The 22,454-nt window shown below is 39.4% G+C and carries 20 protein-coding genes and 1 pseudogene; 6 read left to right on the top strand and 15 right to left on the bottom strand.

Annotated elements, in window-relative coordinates; translation table 11 throughout:
* Positions 1-122: 122 nt before the first annotated feature.
* The 12 genes from JK198_RS14485 to JK198_RS14430 form a co-directional block, all read right to left on the bottom strand.
* Entirely contained in the window at positions 123-1,079 is a 957-nt protein-coding gene (locus tag JK198_RS14485; RefSeq protein ID WP_212710822.1) for a sce7725 family protein, read from the bottom strand.
* Between the two features lie 46 nt (positions 1,080-1,125).
* On the bottom strand, positions 1,126-1,995 hold the full coding sequence (locus JK198_RS14480) for a sce7726 family protein (protein WP_249213344.1): 870 nt from the start codon (positions 1,993-1,995) through the stop codon (positions 1,126-1,128).
* Positions 1,996-2,141: 146 nt separating this feature from the next.
* Complete coding sequence (locus tag JK198_RS14475) at positions 2,142-3,017, bottom strand: DUF6387 family protein (protein WP_212710823.1); 876 nt, start codon at positions 3,015-3,017, stop codon at positions 2,142-2,144.
* A gap of 111 nt (positions 3,018-3,128) precedes the next feature.
* Positions 3,129-4,376: an integrase arm-type DNA-binding domain-containing protein gene (locus JK198_RS14470; protein WP_212710824.1), complete on the bottom strand. Its 1,248-nt coding sequence runs from the start codon at positions 4,374-4,376 to the stop codon at positions 3,129-3,131.
* A 235-nt stretch (positions 4,377-4,611) separates the two neighbouring features.
* Positions 4,612-5,190 (bottom strand): hypothetical protein, encoded by a 579-nt coding sequence (locus JK198_RS14465; RefSeq protein WP_212710825.1) that lies wholly within the window; start codon positions 5,188-5,190, stop codon positions 4,612-4,614.
* A 153-nt stretch (positions 5,191-5,343) separates the two neighbouring features.
* A protein-coding gene (locus JK198_RS14460; protein ID WP_212710826.1) for an IS1 family transposase occupies positions 5,344-6,041 on the bottom strand; the annotation gives its coding sequence in 2 pieces (ribosomal slippage) (positions 5,344-5,792 and positions 5,792-6,041; 699 coding nt in all).
* A 362-nt stretch (positions 6,042-6,403) separates the two neighbouring features.
* Positions 6,404-6,703 carry a helix-turn-helix domain-containing protein gene (locus JK198_RS14455; protein WP_038808067.1) on the bottom strand — a complete coding sequence of 100 codons (300 nt, stop codon included), beginning with the start codon at positions 6,701-6,703 and terminating at the stop codon, positions 6,404-6,406.
* On the bottom strand, positions 6,700-7,050 hold the full coding sequence (locus JK198_RS14450) for a type II toxin-antitoxin system RelE/ParE family toxin (RefSeq protein ID WP_212710827.1): 351 nt from the start codon (positions 7,048-7,050) through the stop codon (positions 6,700-6,702). Before JK198_RS14450 ends, JK198_RS14455 begins: the two co-directional genes overlap by 4 nt.
* A gap of 501 nt (positions 7,051-7,551) precedes the next feature.
* On the bottom strand, positions 7,552-8,598 hold the full coding sequence (locus tag JK198_RS14445; protein WP_212710828.1) for a helicase RepA family protein: 1,047 nt from the start codon (positions 8,596-8,598) through the stop codon (positions 7,552-7,554).
* Between the two features lie 83 nt (positions 8,599-8,681).
* Positions 8,682-8,867 carry an AlpA family phage regulatory protein gene (locus JK198_RS14440; RefSeq protein WP_212710829.1) on the bottom strand — a complete coding sequence of 62 codons (186 nt, stop codon included), beginning with the start codon at positions 8,865-8,867 and terminating at the stop codon, positions 8,682-8,684.
* Between the two features lie 24 nt (positions 8,868-8,891).
* The gene (locus JK198_RS14435; protein ID WP_249213343.1) at positions 8,892-10,163 is read right to left on the bottom strand and encodes a tyrosine-type recombinase/integrase; all 1,272 of its coding nucleotides are present in this window, start codon (positions 10,161-10,163) and stop codon (positions 8,892-8,894) included.
* A 226-nt stretch (positions 10,164-10,389) separates the two neighbouring features.
* Positions 10,390-11,292 carry a site-specific integrase gene (locus tag JK198_RS14430; RefSeq protein ID WP_212710830.1) on the bottom strand — a complete coding sequence of 301 codons (903 nt, stop codon included), beginning with the start codon at positions 11,290-11,292 and terminating at the stop codon, positions 10,390-10,392.
* Positions 11,293-12,935: 1,643 nt separating this feature from the next.
* On the opposite strand from JK198_RS14430, the gene JK198_RS14425 reads away from it, so the two are divergent.
* Genes JK198_RS14425 through JK198_RS14415 form a run of 3 tightly spaced genes read left to right on the top strand, consistent with a single transcriptional unit; the run spans position 12,936 to position 15,506 of the window.
* The gene (locus JK198_RS14425; protein WP_212710831.1) at positions 12,936-14,138 is read left to right on the top strand and encodes a tyrosine-type recombinase/integrase; all 1,203 of its coding nucleotides are present in this window, start codon (positions 12,936-12,938) and stop codon (positions 14,136-14,138) included.
* Entirely contained in the window at positions 14,113-15,063 is a 951-nt protein-coding gene (locus JK198_RS14420; protein ID WP_212710832.1) for an AAA family ATPase, read from the top strand. Before JK198_RS14425 ends, JK198_RS14420 begins: the two co-directional genes overlap by 26 nt.
* A complete protein-coding gene (locus tag JK198_RS14415) occupies positions 15,060-15,506 on the top strand; it encodes a hypothetical protein (RefSeq protein ID WP_212710833.1) in 447 nt (148 codons plus the stop codon). The genes JK198_RS14420 and JK198_RS14415 overlap by 4 nt, the downstream gene beginning before the upstream one ends.
* A 96-nt stretch (positions 15,507-15,602) precedes the next feature.
* Here the strand turns inward: JK198_RS14415 and JK198_RS14410 are convergent, their stop codons facing one another.
* From JK198_RS14410 to JK198_RS14400, 3 genes and pseudogenes are all read right to left on the bottom strand, one after another.
* Positions 15,603-16,055, bottom strand: a complete 453-nt coding sequence (locus JK198_RS14410; RefSeq protein WP_212710834.1) for a hypothetical protein — start codon at positions 16,053-16,055, stop codon at positions 15,603-15,605.
* A gap of 7 nt (positions 16,056-16,062) precedes the next feature.
* Entirely contained in the window at positions 16,063-17,004 is a 942-nt protein-coding gene (locus JK198_RS14405) for a hypothetical protein (protein WP_212710835.1), read from the bottom strand.
* A gap of 232 nt (positions 17,005-17,236) precedes the next feature.
* Positions 17,237-18,204: pseudogene (locus tag JK198_RS14400) on the bottom strand (IS5 family transposase).
* An 878-nt stretch (positions 18,205-19,082) separates the two neighbouring features.
* Here JK198_RS14400 and JK198_RS14395 point away from each other — a divergent pair.
* From JK198_RS14395 to JK198_RS14385, 3 genes are read left to right on the top strand one after another with little or no spacing between them, the layout of a single operon-like run.
* Positions 19,083-20,021, top strand: a complete 939-nt coding sequence (locus JK198_RS14395) for a retron St85 family RNA-directed DNA polymerase (RefSeq protein ID WP_212710837.1) — start codon at positions 19,083-19,085, stop codon at positions 20,019-20,021.
* Position 20,022: 1 nt separating this feature from the next.
* The gene (gene ptuA, locus JK198_RS14390) at positions 20,023-21,651 is read left to right on the top strand and encodes a retron Ec78 anti-phage system effector ATPase PtuA (RefSeq protein WP_212710838.1); all 1,629 of its coding nucleotides are present in this window, start codon (positions 20,023-20,025) and stop codon (positions 21,649-21,651) included.
* Positions 21,635-22,411 (top strand): retron system putative HNH endonuclease, encoded by a 777-nt coding sequence (locus JK198_RS14385; protein WP_212710839.1) that lies wholly within the window; start codon positions 21,635-21,637, stop codon positions 22,409-22,411. The genes ptuA and JK198_RS14385 overlap by 17 nt, the downstream gene beginning before the upstream one ends.
* Positions 22,412-22,454 lie beyond the last annotated feature (43 nt).

Here is a 22,454-nt window from a genome sequence, read left to right as displayed (position 1 = left end):
GTAACGTTGAACCCGGAACGGGAAAAACAGGCGGCTTAAATTAACCGGGGGTGACAACTACCTTGACACTTACCGTAAGCCTTGACACAGAATAATGAACACCCTCAATAGCCTCTTTACTGTCAGATTTTTCCTGATATTACATCAATTATGTGCTGTATGTGGTGTCTAATCTGATATTCTTTATTTTTCCCCAAACCGGGAAACGTTCTGCTTTTATAATGCTCGTTATATTTTTCTAATGCTTTATTAGAGCCGTACTCTGTGGCCCTTGTTCTAACTTCCTTTTCAATTTTATCGGTCATTTGTAAGAATTTTGACGCTACGTCGCCAATGTCTCTATCAGTATCATTCGAAACAAAATGTTCTATCCATATATCACCGCTTGCAGGATGTTTATAAATTAAATGAGATGCAACGGCACCAGCCTTGCCACCACCAATCTCAAGTTTTTTCCCGACTATAGTGAAATCACCGATACCTAATACTGTTTTACCAATTTTTTTATGTTTATCCGTGAAAACTTCTTGGCCAAAGTAATCTGCATTCTTATCTAATTTGACGAAGTTATCTTTCACTTCAATAAGTTTATTTTTAGGGATCTCATTAAATTGAAAATCAGTAACATTACCATCAATAGTGATATGAAATTCAATAACTTTTAATTTTGTTAACTTGGAAAATTCCACATCGCTAATACTTGGCTTGTTGTATATTAAAGCAACATTTGAACCTTCAAATGCTTTTAAGAAACCATTAACAGTTTCAATTGCTACACTTGAGTCAACTATAAGGGTGGGGATAAGTGTTTTACATTTATCTAAATTATTTTTAATCGTTGCTACAAATTTTCTTCGAGCCTCTATATCTTTGCTAAACTCATGTTGTTTTGGATTGATGACTAACATGACCCTCTTGTTTTTCTCTGAAAGTATCTCTAAACAACGTATAAGTTTATCGGTTTTGGTTAGCACGGGTTCAATTATCGGTATAAACAACTCAGCATTAGTACAACTTGTTGCCAATTCTCTTAGCGCTAACAGCTCAGAACCACGACCATATAGATATGGACTATACATATGACTCCCTCCAGAGAGAAAAATGATCACATAAAGTTAAGCATCTCTACACTATCCCCAAAACCGTGAGGATCTTTTTACGTTGAACACTTGATAAAGCAGATGACATTCCCAACACACGAAGGCAACTAGGAAGGCAATTAACAAAGCTTACAATATCATCACTTGTCGTTCTGCCTCTCATTGCATTAATGTAAATATTGTGAGCTATATCCTGAGGGATTTTTTTAAATATATCCTCGCAGAATGCATAAATAAGCCCGTTGGGTAAATTGATCTTCTCGCCAATGAATTTTTCTATTGCTGGAAGGTATTCACTTCTTTTCAGCATACGAAAAATATATAATATATCAACATTAGCTAAATTTGACTCAGCATTTTTCACTATCTTAAGGCTACCTCTATTATTTAATGCAATAACACCAACTTTATCTGGAACAATCTCAGCATATTTTTCAGATAAATTTGGATGAGTAACCACATAAACTTTATCGAATGCTTTTAAATAATCTGGGGTTTGGGTTTGCAATCTCCGCGGGGTATCATATTCCGTTTTAATTTCATACGCTGTAGATGTTCCGTTAAAAATTGCAATATCAACAATAGACTTTCCGACATGAAGCTCACTTAATAAGGATGAGGTCCGGGGACTATGCCTCCCAAAAACTATTCGATTGGCTACTTCTGTTTTGTAAACATACTCATTTCTATAATTTCTGGATAACTCTTTATAACATTCACTAAAAAATGTATGTAATGGTTGCCCATCCTGCTTCATTTCATCAGAGAAAGACACAAAATCCAAGACATTAGACGGTTCTCTTCCCTTGGCTAAAGCCTCGAAAACTGGGCGGCTGAACACCCTTGAAAAAACTCTTATATTATCGATACTTAGCGCCATTGGGAAATCCATCATACTATTCACTGTTATATAATAGCACAATCATACCGTGAAAAAAATTGTCATATCTCGCATAATCGTTACTGCATTTCAAATCATTAAAATACTCTATTTCCAGTAAAATCTCTCTTAAAATATATTTATCAACCATTACAATATAATCAGTCAGCGTCTGTAATTTTCATTACATCATAAACGCTCATCTCTTTAATATGTCTGTTTTTATTTATAAAAAAGTAGAATTGGCGTAAAAAATCATTTTCTACTACTTTCATAGCTAAAGGTCGGTCTGCATCTCTAATATGATACCCTTGTCTAATTACCTTATCGTCATCGTCATCTTCATCTCTATAAATCAATCGTGATATTCTATCATCTGACAGAAGCACTTTCTTTCTTTCTGACCAAGCAAGTAAATCAAGCATTGGTATTATTCTATAGCTCATTAACTTTTTTATTGTCCCATAACCAAATCTTACTGCATCAAGCGGTGCAGGTTTTACACCCTTAACTTTTCGCCATTGTGGTAATGATATTCGCAGTGCCTCTGCTATCTCATCATCACTTCCAGCCGCAAGATCGATTTCTAACATAATTGTAGTAGGAAACTGTTCAGGGATTTTTTCGGATATGTATTCGTTCTCAATAGTGGAATCAATCTTATATTGTTCTGAATTTGCTCTTATGAATAAAGCCTTTTTCATACAAGCAAAACTGATATTTGCTATTCGATCTACCGTGGTTATAAAAAAGTATGGCGGTTGATAAAGTTGATTTTCAGCATCCATATAATTCAAGTCTTTCTCTTTGATGAGAAAAGGATTACCTTCTAATATCTGCATATAATTTTTCAATACTGTTTTCTGCATTCCTTCTTCTATTACTGGTTTGAAGAAATATGTCCTCGCCCATATTTCATGGTAAAGCATATTAATTGAAATGTTTTCAAACTCTCGATATCTGTCCAAATCAAACCATGTTTTCACTGCTTTGGTGTCTTCTGATGTCCAACTACTCATTTTTACCCAAGATTTCATTAATGCCACTCCGTTGTAAAAAGTTTTACTTCGTAATAGCACATAAATCGCAAATAAAAAAATAGCGCCTCAATTTTTTATTGAGCACGCCATTTTATTAATTAAAATCAGTTAGTTATCAAAATCAAAAGGTGCAATTCTTCTCTCAGTTGTTTCATCAAGATAATCAGCCCACCACTGCAACATCAACCTACGCTCGTCCAAATGCTCAGCTTTATGAATGTATGCGGCACGAACGGAGTTCCGCTCCTGATGGCTCATCTGCCTCTCAACAGCATCTCTCGACCACTTTCCTGACTCGATCAAAGCACTACAAGCCATCGCTCTAAAACCATGCCCACATACCTCAACAGTTGTGTCATAACCCATCGACCTTAGTGCCTTGTTGACTGTGTTTTCGCTCATAGGTTTTCTGAAATCATGATCGCCAATGAATACAAGGTCGCATTCACCGCTGATTTCTCTGATGGCTTTTAAAAGTTCTAAGGCCTGACGACTTAACGGCACGAGGTGTGGGGTCTTCATTTTTGAGCCTCGATGAGAATGTTTGACCCCTGGCAATGGCTCGCGTTCTCCAGGGATAGTCCACATCGCATTTTCAAAGTCGATCTCCGACCATCTTGCGAATCGGAGTTCACTGGAACGGATAAATATGAGCAATGTCAGCTTCACAGCTAATTTAGTAAGTTTCCTACCTTTAAAGCTTTCAATGCGCTCTAAAAGCTCTGAGAACCTATCAAATGGTAAGGCTGGTCTGTGGGTTCGTTTCGCAACTGTAATTGCCCCAGACATATCTTGTGCTGGATTGTAGTCAATTAAGCCATTCTGGACGGCATATCGCATGATTGCTGTGGTTCGTTGTTGCAGACGAGCAGCTACTTCTAGTCGTCCAGAAGCTTCAACAGCCTTGATAGGGGCAATAAGATCTCTGGTATTAAGCTCGGATATTTTTCTTTTACCAATAGCAGTAAAGAGACCATCTTCCATGCTTTTTAGAACTCTTTCGCTGTGAGAATCTGACCATTTCCTTTTACAGGCAGTATGCCAGTCCCTTGCAACAGCTTCGAATGTCAGGGCTTCGCTTTGCTCAATCTTATCTGCTTTTTTCTTTTCAGAAGGATCGATACCATCAGATACCAACTTTTTGGCTTCATCTCGCTTCCTGCGGGCTTCACCAAGAGAGACCATTGGATAAACACCCAATGCTAAAACTTTCTGTTTGCCATCGAAACGGTATTGGAGTCGCCAGTACTTCGAGCCGTTAGGATTGATCAGCAGGTGCATACCCTGCCCATCGGTGAGTTTGAAGGGTTTGTCGGAGGGCTTGGTAGTCCTAACTTTGATATCGGTGAGAGCCATCAGTTGATACCTCCAGTGTTGGTACCAAAATCAATCGAACCGGGAATACCATCAGTTATACCATCATTAGTTGGTATATGTTCAAGGAATTGAGTAGACATGGACAGACTAAGAAAAGCCAGGAACCGGCTTAACTTACTGTTTTTATGGACTAAAGTAGACGTTAGTAGACTTGAAAAAAGCTTTGTATGGTGCCGAAGGCCGGACTCATGGTTTAAGGAAAAATGGCTGATATTTATAGATTTTCTGATTGTCGGCGTTCAGCGATATACGGTAAAAGTCCGTGATGGGCGATAATGCCTGGGTCAACCTCACTCACTGTGATGCCCGTATAGGCTGTCCAGCCATGCAGGCGTTTCACATACTGCATCACCTCCGCCGGAACCTTGGGGGAAAAATTAAGCACGATCTCTTCTTCCTCACCGTGCCAGAGCGGCAGCGTGGTGACTTCCACATCCGCATGAATGCGCTGCCAATCAGTTATTGTTAAACCGCAGATTTGCAGCAGGCTGAGTATATCGCCGTTTTCATCATCGAAAGGTAAAATCGCAGGTATCACATTCACTTCAATAGAATGCGTCTTAATCTCAGGGAGCTGCTTTTTCACTAACTGCTGTATACCCGCTAATAATTTTCCTGCCGCAAAGTGTGGCTTAAACCAGTGCAGAATTTCCCGTTGAAAGTTATCAAGACTAAAATCGTAATATTCAACTGATATTTCCAAACCAATAATTTCATCATCAAAAATATCACTAGAGGAATAGGATTCATTTATTTGAGGGTGAAATATAAAATCAATTTTTTTATCCATCATAATTAACCTCGAAGAAAATAATAAAAAGGAGAGTGAAGATTATTAATGGCACCCATCAAATATAACCTATTATTCGTGAGCAAAGAACATAATCAATAAAAAATAATTGGTTATCGAACTTCACGCTTTATAAGTTCGGGTAATGACTCCAATTTACTGATAGTGATTTATTGTCAGGTAATATCCGATAACTTTGTCATGGAGCTCCACCGATTTTGAGAACGACAGGGACTTCCGTCCCGGCCTGGCAAGATGCTGTCTCAGATTCAGGTTATGTCGCTCAATGCGCTGCGTATATCGCTTGCTGATAACATGAAGTTCTCTTCTCAGGCGTGATTCATACAGCGGCCAGCCATCTGTCATCCATACCACTACATCAAAGGCCGACAGCAGGCTCAGAAGACGCTCCAGTGTCGCCATAGTCCGTTCACCAAAGACATGTGCCACGACCATCCTGCGTATTCTGTCATACGCGTAAAACAGCCATCGCTGCCGGGACTTAGCCCCGACGTAGCCCCACTGTTCGTCCATTTCCGCGCAGACAATGACGTCACTGCCCGGTTGTATGCGTGAGGTTACCGGCTGCGGCCTGAGTTTTTTAAGTGCCGTAAAATCGTGTTGAGGCCGACGCCCATAACGCGGGCTGTCGCCCTGCATCCGACGCCATTCATAGCCATATCAATAATTTTCTGGTGTGTACCCGGCTGAGAGGCGGTGTAAGTGAACCGGAGTTGCCATGTTTTACGACAGTGAGAGCAGAGACAGCGCTGATGCCCGGCAGTGCTTTTGCCATTACGGACGACACCTTCAGTAGCGGAGCAGGCGGGACAACTGATGGAAATGGAAGCCACGGGAGCACCTCAAAATCACCATCATACACTAAATCAGTAAGTTGGAATCATTACCTCAATTTCGTAGGAAATAATACAAAAGGTGATCATTGCCTAACATTTTGCCGACAGAAGGCCCTTTTCTTATCGATAAACACGACAAGATATGGCTTATTGCGCAGAAGTGAAAATCTTTAATTAACAATAAATTAAGTTTATTCCCCAGATTGTGCGCCTATAGGGAAAGAAAGTGGGGAATCACATAGCGAAGGGATTCAGTCCCCGTAAAGCGCTTGATTCACTGTACAGGGAGAAGGAATAGCAGGCAGGCGTGTATCGCCTTAAAGGGGTTAGCCTGAGCCATCGGCCAAGAGAAAAAGGGCTCAGATATGAAACGCGATGCGCTTTCCAGTGGGTAATTCGACATCCAGGCTAAGCTTGCCGCCCATTGCTTCAATATAGCGCTTCAGTGTGGCCAATTTCAGGTCATTACCCCGCTGCTCCAGCTGGGTGATGGCTGGCTGGCTAACGCCCATCATTTCCGCCACATACTTCTGCGAAAGCTGAAGCTCTTCACGCATCATCTGTAAGCCGACCTCAAGGATCATTTCATCCGACATCTCTTTGATTCTGGCCTGGCTTTCAGGAGAACGTGCGGCAATCACATCATCGAGTGTTCTCATTTTTTTATCTCCAGATTTTTCAGGTGCGCGGCAAACTCATCTTCAGCAATACGGATCAGTTTCTCATAAAATCGTTTGTCATTGCTCTTATCCCCGGCACAAAGCACAATCGCCCGGCGAATCGGGTCAAAGGCATAAAATGCGCGTATCGGCTGCCCGGAAAACTGAATACGCAGCTCCTTCATATTCTTGTATCGCGAGCCTTTGAGCGTATCCGCATAGGGCCTTGGCAGCTCAGGGCCATACACCTGTAACTTGCCCAAATCTGCCAGCACTTTTTCCTGAAGCGCGTCATCCTGTTCGCTTAGCCAATCATCAAAGCGTTGGCTAAAAAGTACTGTCCACATACCATCCACTTATAAGCTATGACTTATAGAGTAATGATATAAGCTAAAGATTATATTATCAAGAGAAAGTGCGTGGGATTACCCTTTGTGCCACTTCACACTACGCCACACCGATACGCTGATGTGAGTCATGGCCAGACTTGGCCTTTATCACATAACACCAGAACCTCGCTCAAAGTCCCGTCGACGGGAGATGGTATTCGCTACGCACAGCCAATAAGCAAAACGCCTCACAGCAGGGCAATTTATTGTCCGGTCGTGAGGCGTTGGCCAACGAATGTAATGAGGCGGCAGGAAAAACCTTCTATACCCATCATACTTCAAGCTGCAGCTGCGTTGGCTGCCTTCGCTCACCCGAATTACTTACCCACATAAGCTCATCGGGTACCCTCATTTGCCGCCTTCCTGCAACTTGAATTATTTTGGGTATATCACTCGAAAAGCCGATAAATCTAACATCTCAAAAAAAATAATTTATATCAGTAAAATATATGAAAATATTCACTGCATTACTGGTAGTAGTTCTTCACCATTTTCTATCAATATTCCATCATCAATAAATTTTTTCACCCATCGATGAAAGTGCTTAACCTCAATACCCTGTTGCTTCAACTCATCACGAAGCATTTTTTTAGTACATACACCACCATTTGAAGAGTTTTTATGTATCATTTCCCAAACAGTTTTATGATTATCAGTCAGATTTGGAACATGTGATAATTCAGGGTATAGGTTTACTGGTCTTCGAGTATGATCAATGAGCGCCAGAGAAGAAATCTTTTCACCATCATTATCTATAAATAACTCTGATTCATACAATTTATAAGCATGGCTCCTTGGTTCTTCCGCGTCTTTCATTTTGGTACAGGACAAAATTAGCGCTTGGTTTTCTTTATCTTTTTTAACATTAAATTCAACATCCAGTGCGGCTTTTAATGAACTTGAGCCTCTGGCACCTTTTGTTTCATCTTTACCCGAGTGATGTACAAGAAGGACACTGGCTGATGTTCCATTTTTTATCGCATCACATCCAACAATCAGACGCCCCATATCTTGCGAGTTATTTTCATCCAGATTGCCGTAACAACGTGCTAGCGTATCAAAAATAATTAATCTGACAGGTAATCGGCATTTACCTTCAATGTATTTTATCCCATTTAGTAAAGCACGCCGTTCTGAGAGATCGGCAGGAAACACCGGCCGGTTAACTAATATAAGGTTACTGACTTTTTTATTATAGATGTTTTCCCATGCTTTTACTCTTCGGCTGACACCGATCCCGCCTTCACCGACAATATAAATCACAACACCCGGATTAACTCTATTACCAGACCACTCAATACCGGTTGCGATATGACACGCCCATGATATAGCAAGAAAACTTTTAAAAGATCCAGTAGGACCGTAAATACTACACAAAGAATTTTCTGTTATATAGTTTTTCATTACATAGCTAGTTTGTTTATCATAGCCATCCGATCCTACACTGATAGGTAGTTTATCGATGACATGTTCATGCTTGTTTCTATTATTTTTTATCTGACTCATTTTTTATACTCATATAGGAATTAATTAAATTCTGGCAATAGTTACCCACTGCCAGAAAAGACAGTTATTTTCAGAAGTGAAATTTATATTACGGAGGTAGCGATCTTATTCTGAACCCAGTCTTTAACTTCACTTTCGATAAAAGCCACTTTACTTGCACCTATCTTTATTTTTCTTGGGAATAAACCCAGCTTTATCAACTCATAAATACGTGGCCGTGAATAACCCGTAATATCCATAACCTGATTAAATGATAATAACTTATCCATGATATACCTCTTTATATAAGTAAATTAAACATTAGTGTTAAACGAGTAAGGATGCATAAATTCATGATGAATTTTTTGTAGATAATCGGACCACCACTGCATCATTTTTCTTCTTTCCGGAATAAGCTCAGCTTTATGAATATAAGCCGCGCGCACATTATTTCTTTCCTGATGACTCATCTGTCGTTCAATGGCATCCCGACTCCATTTCCCTGACTCAATCAGTGCACTACAAGCCATAGTACGGAATCCATGAGAACAAACGTCTTTTTTTGTGTTATACCCCATTGTTTGCAATGCATGATTAATAGTATTTTCACTCATTGGTTTTTTGGGATAGTGATCGCTGGTAAAAACGAATATTCTATTTCCGGTAAATTCCTTAATGCTTTTAATTAATTTCAACGTCTGATCACTTAATGGCACGATATGCGGTGTTTTCATTTTTGAACCACGATATGAAAATTTTACATCGGGTATTTCTTCCCTGATAGAAGGAATAGTCCATACAGCATTCTCCAGATCAAATTCATCCCAACGCGCAAAACGCATTTCGCTCGATCTGACAAAAGTGTGCAACAAAAATTTAATTGTCAACTGCGTTAATTCTCGGCCCTTATACTCATCAACTCGCTTCAGTAACTCAGGTATTTTATCTAACTCTAAAGCCGGGCGATGGACTGTGTTCTTCTTTATTAATGCGCCAGATTTATGGGCAATGGGGTTAAACTCCAACAATCCATTATCAACTGCCAATGTCATAATAGAATTAATACGTTGATAAATACGCGAGGCTAATTCTAAACGCCCTGATGTCTGAATGACTTTCACGGGCTGCAATAGCTCTTGAGCATTGAGTGATTTAATATTTTTTTCACCTAACTGAGGAAAAACTTCATCCATCAGAGATTTTAAAATACGACGACTATGCTCTGGTGACCACTGCCGATTACTATCGTGCCACTGCATGGCAACCTCTCGAAAAGTTAATACATTTTCCTGCTCTTTTATTCCGCGAGGATCAATCCCCCTTGCAATATTGGCCTTATACTCTTCGCGTTTTTCACGCGCCAGAGCCAAGGGAATGTACTTATACTCACCAAATGAGGTCAAACGGTCCTCGCCCTGGAAGCGATAACGTAATCGCCAATAAGCGCTACCGCTGGATTTGAGCAATAGATATAGCCCTCCCCCATCCGACAAACGTAATTCTTTTTCGACACTCTCCCCAGCTAATTTTTTAGCATTTAACTCTCTCTGCTGTTTTTTGATAAATACATCTGTCAACAACATCATTAATTCTCCGATTGTATTTTTAGATACGAACAAATCTGGTAATCACTGGCCACATATCCAAGCTACTACGAGTGTTACCAGGGTCGAATAGCACTTTTAAAAAATAAATCAGAAAATATTATTAATTTGCATTAACATGATTTTTAGTAAAATAAAATTAACATTTTACAGAATATTACTCCAAAAAAAATGGAAAGTTTCACAAGATAAAAGATTTAAATTCTTTTCACCTAAGGTATGTTTTGGTGATTTCTGCCCTAAAATGGCCCATTTCCTGACTCACTATCTCTAGTGACTCGTCATAGGAACAACCATAATTTTGTAGCTCGGCCATTCGTTCCTGGGCATAGCTGTGTCGCGTTCCATGACTCCCCGCTGACCATCCCAATGCTCTGGTGCTGGCATTGCTGAATGATCGACTCCAAGATTGACCCGCAGAAATCGCATAATATTGCTGATAATGAATGCCTCGGTCCGTCACTGTTACCGATTCTGCTAATCGCCTGCTCTCCAACATTTCTGCTAATTCTGAAGCGATCTTAACTTCCCGGAGCAGCCCTCCTTTACCTTGGACTGTGTATGATACGCCGCCCCGCCCCATAAATTTTTTACCTGACGCAGGCCGGGCACTGGGTTCGCGATACCGCCATTCACGTAGAGAAAACAGCTCGTGGCTGCGTAATCCTGCGTTATAGGCAATACGCGTAGCTAAGCGGTTTTTGTCTGACTGGTGAGATGCGATGACTTCAATTTGTTCTGATGTATAGGACCTAGATGACAACGACTGTTCATGCAAAGAACGCGCGACTGTCAATGTTTGTCCATCGGGTAGAGCCTGAGTCAGATGTACCATCATCGCCTGTAGAGCCTGACGCTCCATATCCAAGCTTTTTTGACCAACATCAGCAGCCCGAATGTGGAAATAGCGGATCGCCATTTCAGGCGTGATGTCCTGTAGGTTCACTCCACCATTGGTTCTGAAATAGAGAGCAATACGTGTGAGTGCTGCCTGATAATTTCTGACTGTACCGACTGAGCGAAAGGCCGTAACCTGTAATACCTTCATTACGTTAGCTGCCTGGCGTTTAGCTATATCTCGATCCGTCTTTTCAGATGAAAATCTAGCCATGATGTTTCTCCAGCCAACGCGTAACCGTAGTTAAAACGACACAGACCCTTTTTTGTCTTAACCAACGCTGAATTTCCGCGGCAGAGGCTCCGTGATGTTTTAATGCAAGAATTTCTACCCGATATCTGTCCAGACGTGACTGATTACGCCGGTAAGGCCGTTTCCTGCGTAGCCTGGTCTCCTCCTGTAATTTCATAACTATCGTTTTTGCATCAAACATAATATCAGTGCCTACTAATAGGGAGTTGTAAGAACATCTGACCTGTAATGCTATAGCCAGCGACCACCATAGATATCATCATCCATAGCGCCTATTCGCCCCGGTTTGCCTGATTCAGACGGGCTCGGACTGGTCTCGCCCCAAAATAGTTTTTATACGTTTTTGCCGCAGGGGATAGCACCCGCTAGATTGGGGGTTCTGCGTAGATTTAATAAATTTAAGAAAATGCTTATAAAACACCACATTATCAAGATAATGATACTGTGAGACGCACCTTCATATATTTAATATATTTGATAGATTTAAGGCTTGTATTTATTCATAACTTACTGAAAAGTTAGAAAAGCCATAGATTTGATACCTGTTTTGGCCAGGTTTTGCCGTTACAGCGAAGTTATATGTCTGTTATCGGCCAGACTTTGCCATCAATGTCAGTATAAGCCCTGACAGCTCTCATGAGCGGCTTTCATGCTTTATACGTTAGTAAAAAATAATAACAAAATCAACGTTGCATCAATTAAGTTGCGCATTTTCCCTTTCAGCCCTTGCCCTTCAAGGCCTTCAGGCCTTTTCTTTATATAACGCATAGCGTCATTGGGGGTAAAAACCTTGATCGAGTGAGCCTTCAGGCGATGCATTTTTTGTAAGCCTTCAGGCGTATGAAATTTTTTGCATCGACGACCTATAACACCATGATTTTTAATGACAGCGATTTGAGGCTCATTTGCATATCAAATAGCTGTCATTTAAAGGTTATCTGAGCTTTTGTTAAAGAAGTGAAGGGCAGCTTTGAGCGATCTGCTGACATTGGTAACAACATTCTGAGTGGGTCAACTGGTTTGCTTTACCTCTTTCTCGGTTTCCTTTAGATTTCCTTGGGACACCTTTGGGATTTCTCAGGGATGAATTACGGGACAGGATATACTTTGTAGCACCGCCACCCCGGTGGACGTATTACAAAGCCCGGTCAGGGCTGCTCCCCGATATCTTGGCAACGTCTCACAGCCGTATCCGGTGCATAACCATTCACTCCCGTAAAGCGCCTCAGAACGATTCTGCGGGTTTTTTCGGGAGGAAGAAGCTCTTTTGAGGCTCAGGGCCTGAAAACGCGTTGAGGCCGTCTGAGGCGGTGTGGTAAAGCGATGTTATGTTCAATAAGAGTGGCAATCCCGGCCACTCTTAAAAGTATGGTATTCCTGCAGGTCAGCTTTCGCAGATGTAATGCGAAGGTCATAGGTTCGACTCCTATTATCGGCACCATCTCAACTTCCCCAAACGTCCGTATTCATCCATAAACACCATGATTTATAAAGATTTTAATGACTTTTAGTCCGTCATTGTCCGTAACCATCCAGTAGAATCCGATACTGAATGTGTATAGGATTGTGTATATGTTCCTGTTCGGTCTTGGATTCCTATACACATGCCTTTAAACGATATGCAGATTCGCCGCGCTAAGCCTGAAGCTAAAGCCTATACACTCGGAGATGGGCAAGGCTTGTCATTGCTTATAGAGCCTAATGGAAGCAAGAGCTGGCGGTTCCGCTATCGCTATGCCGGTAAGCCCAAAATGATCTCGCTTGGTGTGTATCCGACGATTACCCTTGCCGATGCTCGCTCTCGTCGCGATGATGCCCGAAAACTGGTCGCGGAAGAAAAGAACCCGAGTGAAGTTCGAAAAGAGCAGAAGATCGCTTTGCAAACGGAATCCGAAAGTGCGTTTGAAAAGATAGCTACAGAGTGGCATCAGATGAAGTCCACCAAATGGTCGGCAGGATATGCGTCAGATATCATGGAAGCGTTTCAGAACGACATTTTCCCGTATGTGGGGACAAGACCCATCGGTGAAATAAAACCGCTAGAACTGCTTAATGTGCTGCGTAAAATTGAAAAATGCGGGGCGTTAGAGAAGATGCGCAAAGTGCGACAGCGTTGTTCAGAAGTGTTTCGTTATGCCATAGCTACTGGGAGAGCTGAATTTAATCCTGCTGCAGATCTTTCTAGCGCCCTCGAAGTACATCAATCCAATCATTTCCCGTTCCTAAAAGCTGATGAGATACCTGATTTTCTGCGTGCCTTAGACAGTTACACAGGGAGTCGGCTTGTCCAGATTGCTACGAAATTACTAATGATTACGGGGGTGAGAACCATCGAATTACGTGCTGCATTATGGTCGGAATTTGATCTGGATAACGCTATTTGGGAAATTCCAGCAGAAAGGATGAAAATGCGTAGGGCACACCTTGTGCCATTATCGACTCAAGCGTTAGATTTACTCCATGAACTCAAAGTCATGACAGGAAGCTATCGTTATGTTTTCCCGGGGCGGAACGATCCGAACAAGCCAATGAGCGAAGCGAGCATAAATCAGGTCATCAAACGTATTGGTTATGGCGGCAAAGTCACTGGGCATGGTTTTAGGCATTCGTTATCCACAATTTTGCATGAAGAAGGATTTGATAGTGCATGGATTGAGTTGCAACTGGCTCATGTGGATAAGAATAATATAAGAGGTACATATAATCATGCGCAATATTTAGATAAAAGGTTAAAAATGTTGCAATGGTACAGTGATAATTTTTTAAATAAGGACTTCACACATGGCAAAAATTATAAGTATGATTAATTGGAAGGGCGGTGTTGGTAAATCCACGCTGACATTACATTTAGGACTTGGTTTAATGCTTCAAAATGAAGATAGACCAAAAGTATTGTTAATCGATTTAGATCCGCAGTGTAACTTGTCTTATTTGGCTTTGGGGGTAACAAAGTATGTGGACTATGTTTATAAAAAAAACAAGCCAACACTTAAGAATATTTTTGATGATTATTTTGAAGGCAAAAAATTCGACACACGAAAGGCAATTCTAAAACAGCCATTAGATGCAGGTAATAACAAAGTTTGGGTTAATGTCGATTTACTTCCATCTCATCATGAATTAGTTCTTGTCGATATGAGATTAGCTAGGGAGAAAAAAAGTGGTTCAACACACAAGCAAGAGACAGAATTTGAGTTAGAGAAAATGGCTATAATAAAAAGGGCTATTGAACAAGTTCAGGATGAATATGATTATATCTTTTTAGATTGCCCTCCGAATATCAATTTAGTAACCCAGAATGCTTTCTTCGCCAGTGGTTCATATTTAATACCAGCAATCCCTGATTTTTTATCTACAGTTGGTATATCCTTAATAAAGGATGAGATGGAAAAATTAAACAAAAGTTTTAATGGAATGATTCAGTATTCCGAGTCAAAAATTGATTATACAGATGCTGAAATGCTTGGGATTGTTTTTAATATGGTCAAAGAGTATGGCGGAAAACCAAAATCAACACATAATGAAACCATAAAGGATGTTGATTCACAGCACAAGGGAATGCCATTTGAAAACTTCATTACACACGGTGATGGAGTGCTAGTAGCTTCTGAAAATAATTTAACTGTATATAGTTACAATCACTTACCAAAATCTAGAGACAATGCAGGAAAGCAAGCAACTTATTTCCGAAACGTTTCAGATGAGTTAAAAATAAGGTTGGATTCGCTATGATCAAAACTCATGAACTAATCAGTTTTGCGGATTATATTATTAAGATAATGTCTTACTATCCCGGCAAATCAGTTGACTTCGCTCTTGACGACATCCTCTCATTATTAGAAGAAAAAAAAAGCAACGAAAAAATAAATGTTGTACGAACTCAACTGAGTCCTTTCATCACACAGAAGAACAACTCTCTAAAAGATGATAGCAATATTTTTGATAGTAGAATTAACGATTTCGCGAATGATATCGAAAATAGAACCCCTGAGGAAATAGAGTCAATATTGAATAATGTAGAGGTATTTAAAAACGTAGGTGCTATAAAACTCTTTGCTAAAATATTAGGTATAAAGACGGCAGGGAGACAAAATCGATTAACCTTGATTAAGATGATCGTAAAGACTATCGAACGTAGTCGAATCGATAAGACTATAGGGAATCGTTCTAGTTAAAATGAGAAAGGGTGACTTAAATGATTAAATCACCCATTTTTATCGTTTATTGAATTACAAGTGTCTTTTAATATATCAGATGGTAAGATGCGGGGTTTATTTTTTTATTTGCTGCAGTGCTATTATCGTTAACACTAATATGTGTAACATATTAAGTGGAAAAATAAAAAAGGCACACTTTAACAATAAGCTAGAAATATTTTCTGCTGTAATTATAGATAACATGCAGGCAATAAAAGACAATAACAAGAAAACGATACTTTGAGCATACAAATTATAGAAAATAGACACATACCCTTCTTGCGACCATTTAAGAAATGACACCTTACCAGTTATAGATATTAAATATGCCCCCACTGCAGCAATGAAACCAGTCATAGTAAAATCAAATGTACCAAGTAGGGTGGCTGCACCGATTATATTATCTTTATTGATGATAATAAATGTGCTATCAGTACGAATAGCTGTAAATACCAGAATAGAAGCAATTGCAATGCTTACCAGCCAACTTAGTGCCGAGAAAAATTTTATTTGTTTATTGGTAAGCATTTCGACCTCAACTTTCTTGTTTATGATATGCTTCAGTTTTCATCATTATCCATAAATTATCACTAAATGTCATTTTTATCCGGCCAGTGTATTCTTTTATAAATGCTTCGCACTCACCAGTAACTACTTGATTTTTATATCTCTTGTCTATTATCTGGTCTTCGATGCTCATTTTTGCATGTGGATTAATTATGTCAAAAATATTCTGATTTTTATCTAAAATGAAGGACTTTATATTTGATTGGAACTCATCTGCCTTAGCTCTAAAATATATTTGAGCATAGTTTTTTTCATTAGACTCTTCTAGTTTAGTTAACAGTGGGGCGATATAGTCTTTGACGTTTTCCTTTCGATTTGTCCTTTTTATTACGACTTCAACCTCCATGTTCTCTGGTAGATCTTTTCCAAATAATCCGTTAACCACATCCTTCACTGATGTATTATTTAGTTTAACTCTAGCCTCAGTTATTAATTTGAATTTAGTGGCAGACTTAGCATTGATTTCAACTTTTAAAGTGGAGATTTTAAAACTGAAACGCTGAGAACTAAGTCCATGGTTCAATATTTCATTAATAAAAAATTGCAAATCATCTACATCAGCCCCTCCTTTTCCTTCTGTAATACCGATTATAGGATAAGAAGGGTCAATGTAGAAATAAGTCACCTTTTCGAGACTCTCCTTACCCAAGACAGCCGAGAGATCATTTACAATCCCAGATGCTCTATTAACAGCTTTATATGCGGTTATAACTGCCGGCGTGGTAAGGTAGTATATATTTTGAATTGTGGACGGCATTGCTAAATAAAGTTTTTTTAATCCTTTGTTTTTTTCGAAAAGAGCTCTTTCTCTTCCAAGGCAAAAGGACTTGATAATATCGGAAATGTTGTCGAAATAAATATTCGAATCATTATTATCAGTAATTGTATAGGCGAAGTAGTTAAGTTTCATGATTTCAGCTACATAGTGTTTTTTTATGTACAAATGATTGATCAATTCGGGCTATACAGCAAGTATCTCTTTCCACCTTTTATGGTGGGCTATGGATACTACCCTTGATAGCTTGGATAAGACGCTCTATCACGAATCTCTCCTTCTGTCGCGTTGATCTACATTTAAATAATTAATGGCTTTGTTGCATAAATCAGATTTTGGGTGAGCATCCCTGTCGCTGAGCGGGTTTTCAGGCAATACGCACGCTTTCCGGCATACCTGCTTTCGTCATTTTGTTCAACGCACGTACCATGGCCAGAGCCTCTGCAACCTGACCATCGTAGTCACGTAACGTCAGTGAACCACCCAACAACTGTTTTATCCGGTACATCGCCGTTTCCGCTATCGACCGCCGGTTGTAATCTGTTGTCCATTTCCAGTGACCATTACCTCCATACACACGCTGGTTCGCCACCGCACGGTTACGGTCTGCGTACTCCTCAGCCCAGTAACCTGCTCCACGACGTGGCGGTATCAGTGCGCTGATTTTCTTACGCCGGAGTTCATCGTGACACAGGCGGGTATCGTAAGCCCCGTCCGCCGCCGCTGACCGGATTTTTCGGTGAGTCTGCCGGATAAGCCCCGGAAACGCTTCTGAGTCCGTGACGTTATTCAGCGACAGGTCGGCGCAGATAATTTCATGTGTTCTGGCATCAACAGCAAGATGCAGTTTTCGCCAGATACGACGCCGTGACTGACCGTGTTTCCTGACTTTCCACTCGCCTTCACCGAAGACCTTCAGCCCGGTGGAATCAATCACCAGGTGTGCGATTTCACCCCGGGTGGGTGTTTTAAAACTGACGTTAACGGATTTTTCCCGCCGGCTGACAGAGGTGTAATCAGGACAACGCAGTGGCAGTTTCATCAGATAAAAAAGGGAATCAATGAAGCCCTGAGCAGCCCTAAGGGTGAGACGGAATACGCGTTTAATCATGAGAACAGTGGTGATGGCAAGGTCAGAATAGCGCTGAGGGCGTCCGCGTGACACGGGGGTAGCCGTGTCATACCAGGCCCGGATGGCCTCCTCATCGAGCCAGAAGGTCAGAGAGCCGCGGTTGATAAGGGCTTTGTTATACGTGGGCCAGTTGGTGATGTTGAACGTTTGCTTTGCCACGGAGCGACCTGGGTTATCAGGGGATACGTGCTCTGATCCGTCAACTCAGCAAAAGTTCGATTTATGCAACAAAGCCCCTTCACCGTATATTCACCCTGCATCACTATGAAATCATAGAGAAAAAACTAGAGGTGAACAGAGTGAACAGTAAAACCTAAAAAAACTTTTTATCCCCCCGCTCATCGCCTGACCGGGCACATCCAGAACGAGAAAAATCACAATGGTGAAGAGTCGACTGTTCACTCTTCACCAACTCATCACCACCTAACCACATGATATAAAATGAGAAATAATCGAGGTGAACAGTGTGAACAGTTAAGTGCAAAAAAACTTTTTCTTACTCAGAATTAGGTTCAAAAAATGAACGCTATCGCCGATGTGTATAGGGATGTGTATAGGTTTATTTATCGAATTTAAATTTTTCATATAAATCAGTATTTTGAATTGGATTATTGGTTCCTATTATCGCCATCTTTTCTCGTAAAATCATCAATTTACTATTGCAGTGTTTTGCTTTGTTCAACACTAATGTGCAATTTTGCGCGTTGTAGGTGTGGCAAAATTGTGGCAACAATAATTGTTTAATTTAGCACCACAAAGCGAAAGCCTGTATGAGTTCAATTGCGTCTCATATTTGAAATTTTGTGGGGGAAGGCGTAAGATGCCAATGCTCTTTAGCGTATTATGGATTTACCACCTGATTGGTCAAATCTAGTTGGGCGTTGCGCCAAACTCTAATTTATTGATTACATTTACAGTTGCGGAACAAACTTTTTGAGCCGCAATCCAGTAGGTTGCGGATCAAAAAGTTTGTTCCGCGGCTTCAAGTAAAGAGCCTGGACCTCGGGATGGACAGGGAACTTAGAGCTCCTTGTTCATCTCTTGGTACTAGTTATTGACTGGTAAACGGAACAAGCTGGTAATGAGCATCGACATTGAAACGACACTTCAAAAAGCTTACCCCGATTTTGACGCACTTCTAAAATCAAGACCAGCGACACACTACAAAGTATACAAAATTCCAAAGCGTACAATTGGCTATCGTATCATAGCTCAACCTACGCCACGAGTAAAAGCAATACAAAGGGATATAATTGAAATACTCAAACAACATACTCATATTCACGATGCAGCCACAGCGTATGTTGATGGGAAGAACATATTAGATAACGCCAAGATACATCAAAACTCAGTTTATTTATTAAAGCTGGACTTAGTCAATTTTTTTAATAAAATAACACCGGAACTTTTATTCAAGGCATTAGCTAGACAAAAATTAGATATTTCAGATACAAACAAAAATTTATTAAAGCAATTTTGTTTTTGGAGTAGAACAAAAAGAAAAAATGGTGCATTAGTTTTAAGTGTAGGAGCACCAAGTTCTCCTTTTATATCGAATGTTGTCATGAGCAACTTCGATGAAGAGATAAAAAACTTTTGCTTATTAAATAAAATAAATTATTCAAGATATGCTGATGATTTAACTTTTTCAACAAATGAAAAAGATGTTTTAGGATTGGCTCATAAAAAGGTAAAATCAACCTTACTTTATTTTTTTGGCTCGCGAATCATAATTAATAATAACAAAATTGTATATTCATCAAAAGCTCATAACCGTCATGTCACTGGAGTAACTTTAACTAATAATAATAAGTTATCAATAGGAAGGGAAAGAAAAAGATACATTACTTCTTTAGTATTCAAGTTTAAAGAAGGCAAGCTTTCTAGTGTTGATATTAATCACCTTAGAGGCTTAATCGGTTTTGCTCATAATATTGAGCCAACTTTCATTGAAAGACTTGAAAAAAAATATGGAAAATCAACAGTTGAGTCTATCAAGAAATATTCTGAGGGAGGATAAAATGGAACAGAACTTACCGAGTAGAATAACTAAATTAATTAAAAAATCGGAAAATGGTGATTTTGCAACTTCTTATCAGCTTTATAAGATATTTGGCTCAAATGAGTACGGAGTTGAGCCAGATGAGAAAATGTCTAATTACTTTAAAGAGTTATTGGCAAAACAGCTAGAAGGCGGTCAACTGAGAGTTGCTGATATTCGTTTGGAAAACTATAAAGGGTTTGAGTCCCTTATAATGAATTTTTCCCTGAAAAAGAACTCTACAGTTTTAGTAGGGAATAATGGCTGTGGGAAGTCGACGATTCTCGATGCAATTCAGAAGGGAATGACGCATCTCTCCTCAAGACTATCTACTCGCTCACATAATGGCGATGGTATTGAAAAGCATGAGTTAAAAAAAGGTCAAAACTATGCTTCGATCGTAATAAATTACGACTATATGGGAGTACCTTTCCCTATGACCATAGCTATGACCGAACCTGGTTATGAGGATAGAGCAAAAAGTAACTATAGCGGAATTAATGAGTTAGGTAATATTTTCAAAACAGCCAATTCAATAAATCAAAACACTTCATTTCCTTTAATTGCAATGTATACAGTTGAAAGAGCTAATGACGTTTCAACTAAAGACATTGAGAATTCAGAAGAAATTAAAGAAGCTCAAATCTGGGATAAATTCAAAGCATATAATAAGAGCCTAACAGGAAAGGCTGATTTTAAATTATTCTTTAGATGGTTTAAAGAACTTATAGAAATTGAAAATTCTGATAATGCTGATATAACAGCATTAAGAGCGGAAATTCGAGCTAAAGAAAAGGACTTAGACAATCCATTATTAAAAGCTCTAATAGCAGAAAATAAGGATTCTCAGGCCACTAAAAAGTTGCTAGAAGATCATAACAATACTTTAAAGATTTTAAAGGATAAATTAAATAGCTATTATTCAATAAATAGTAAAACATTACATACTGTTGAAGATGCAATTTATTCTTTTCTCCCGGGATTTAGTAATCTTAAGTTTCAAAGAGCTCCTCTTGATCTGATTGTGGATAAAGAGAATGTTTCTCTAAGTGTTTTGCAATTATCGCAAGGAGAAAAATCCATTTTAGCACTAATTGCTGATATTGCTCGTAGGTTGACATTGTTAAATCCTAATAGCGTCAATCCGTTAAATGGCACTGGAATTGTGTTAATTGATGAAATAGATCTTCACTTACACCCGTCATGGCAGCAAAATATTATTCCGCGACTTGAGAAAACTTTTAAAAATATTCAGTTTATAGTTACAACTCATAGTCCTCAGGTTTGTCATACTATTGATAGCCAAAACATATGGTTATTAAAGAATGGACAAAAATTTAAGGCACCGAAAGGAGTTAGAGGGGCAATATCTTCTTGGGTATTGGAGAATTTGTTTGAGGTTGCTCAAAGACCGCCAGGTGATAAGTACACCAAACTCTTACAAGAATATAAAGATTTAGTATATTCAGAAGAATATGCTAGCGATTACACAAGAAAGCTAGGTGCTACTTTATCTCATCATTTCGGTCCAGATGATGAAACCTTAGTAGAGTTAAAGCTTGAAATTGAAAAAAGAATTTGGGAGAACGATTTTGAAAAGGATCAATAAAACTCCAGAGGATCAGTTCTTTACCAACTTCAAAGCTCAAAATCCAAATGGAACTTGGGATGATTTTAGGAATCATGAACAAGGTGTTTTGTATAAGAGGCTCAAGCAACACATTTGCAATGATCAAATGTACCTTTGTGCGTATTGTGAGATAGATTTAGATTGTGAAAATGAACATGAAATAAAAGTGGAGCATTTCAAATCTAAATCTGGTTCAATCCTAGGTGGCATTAACTGGCATTTAGAATGGTCTAATCTCTTAGCTGTATGTCTAGGTGGGACAAACGAAGGTGATGATTATCAATTACCAGTGAACCTTAGTTGCGATTCATATAAATCTCATTATGAAGACAAAAATAAAGTTATTGACAAAGACTGGACAGGGAAAATTCTTCTTCCTCTCACACTTCCAGATGCGCACAATTTATTTGTTTTTGACAAAGGTACAGGTAAATTGCTACCTAATGAACCATACTGTAATAGCATTAGTATAGATGGGAAGCCTGCTGCAGAAACACTCGACATTGTTAATAAAACAATAGAGGTTTTAAATTTAAATTGTAGCAGACTAAATAACGCCAGAATGAAATTGCTATTTCTCTTCAATAGGTGTGCACGAGAAAAAGATTTAAGAAAAATGCATAAGTTACTGATACAATGGAGTCAAGGTGAACCTAAGTTTTTTCAGACGACACGAGATATAATTATTCGTGAAAGCAAAATTTGCCAAGGATTATTGGACGGAACGATACGATATTAAAAAGGGGAAGGTTTCATATGCGCGGATTTCATCTTTATTTATT

It is taken from the genome of Tatumella sp. JGM91, assembly GCF_018257575.1.
GTDB lineage: Bacteria > Pseudomonadota > Gammaproteobacteria > Enterobacterales > Enterobacteriaceae > Tatumella > Tatumella punctata.
Note: the sequence above shows the minus strand (reverse complement) of the source record. Positions and strands in the feature narration are given on the sequence as shown.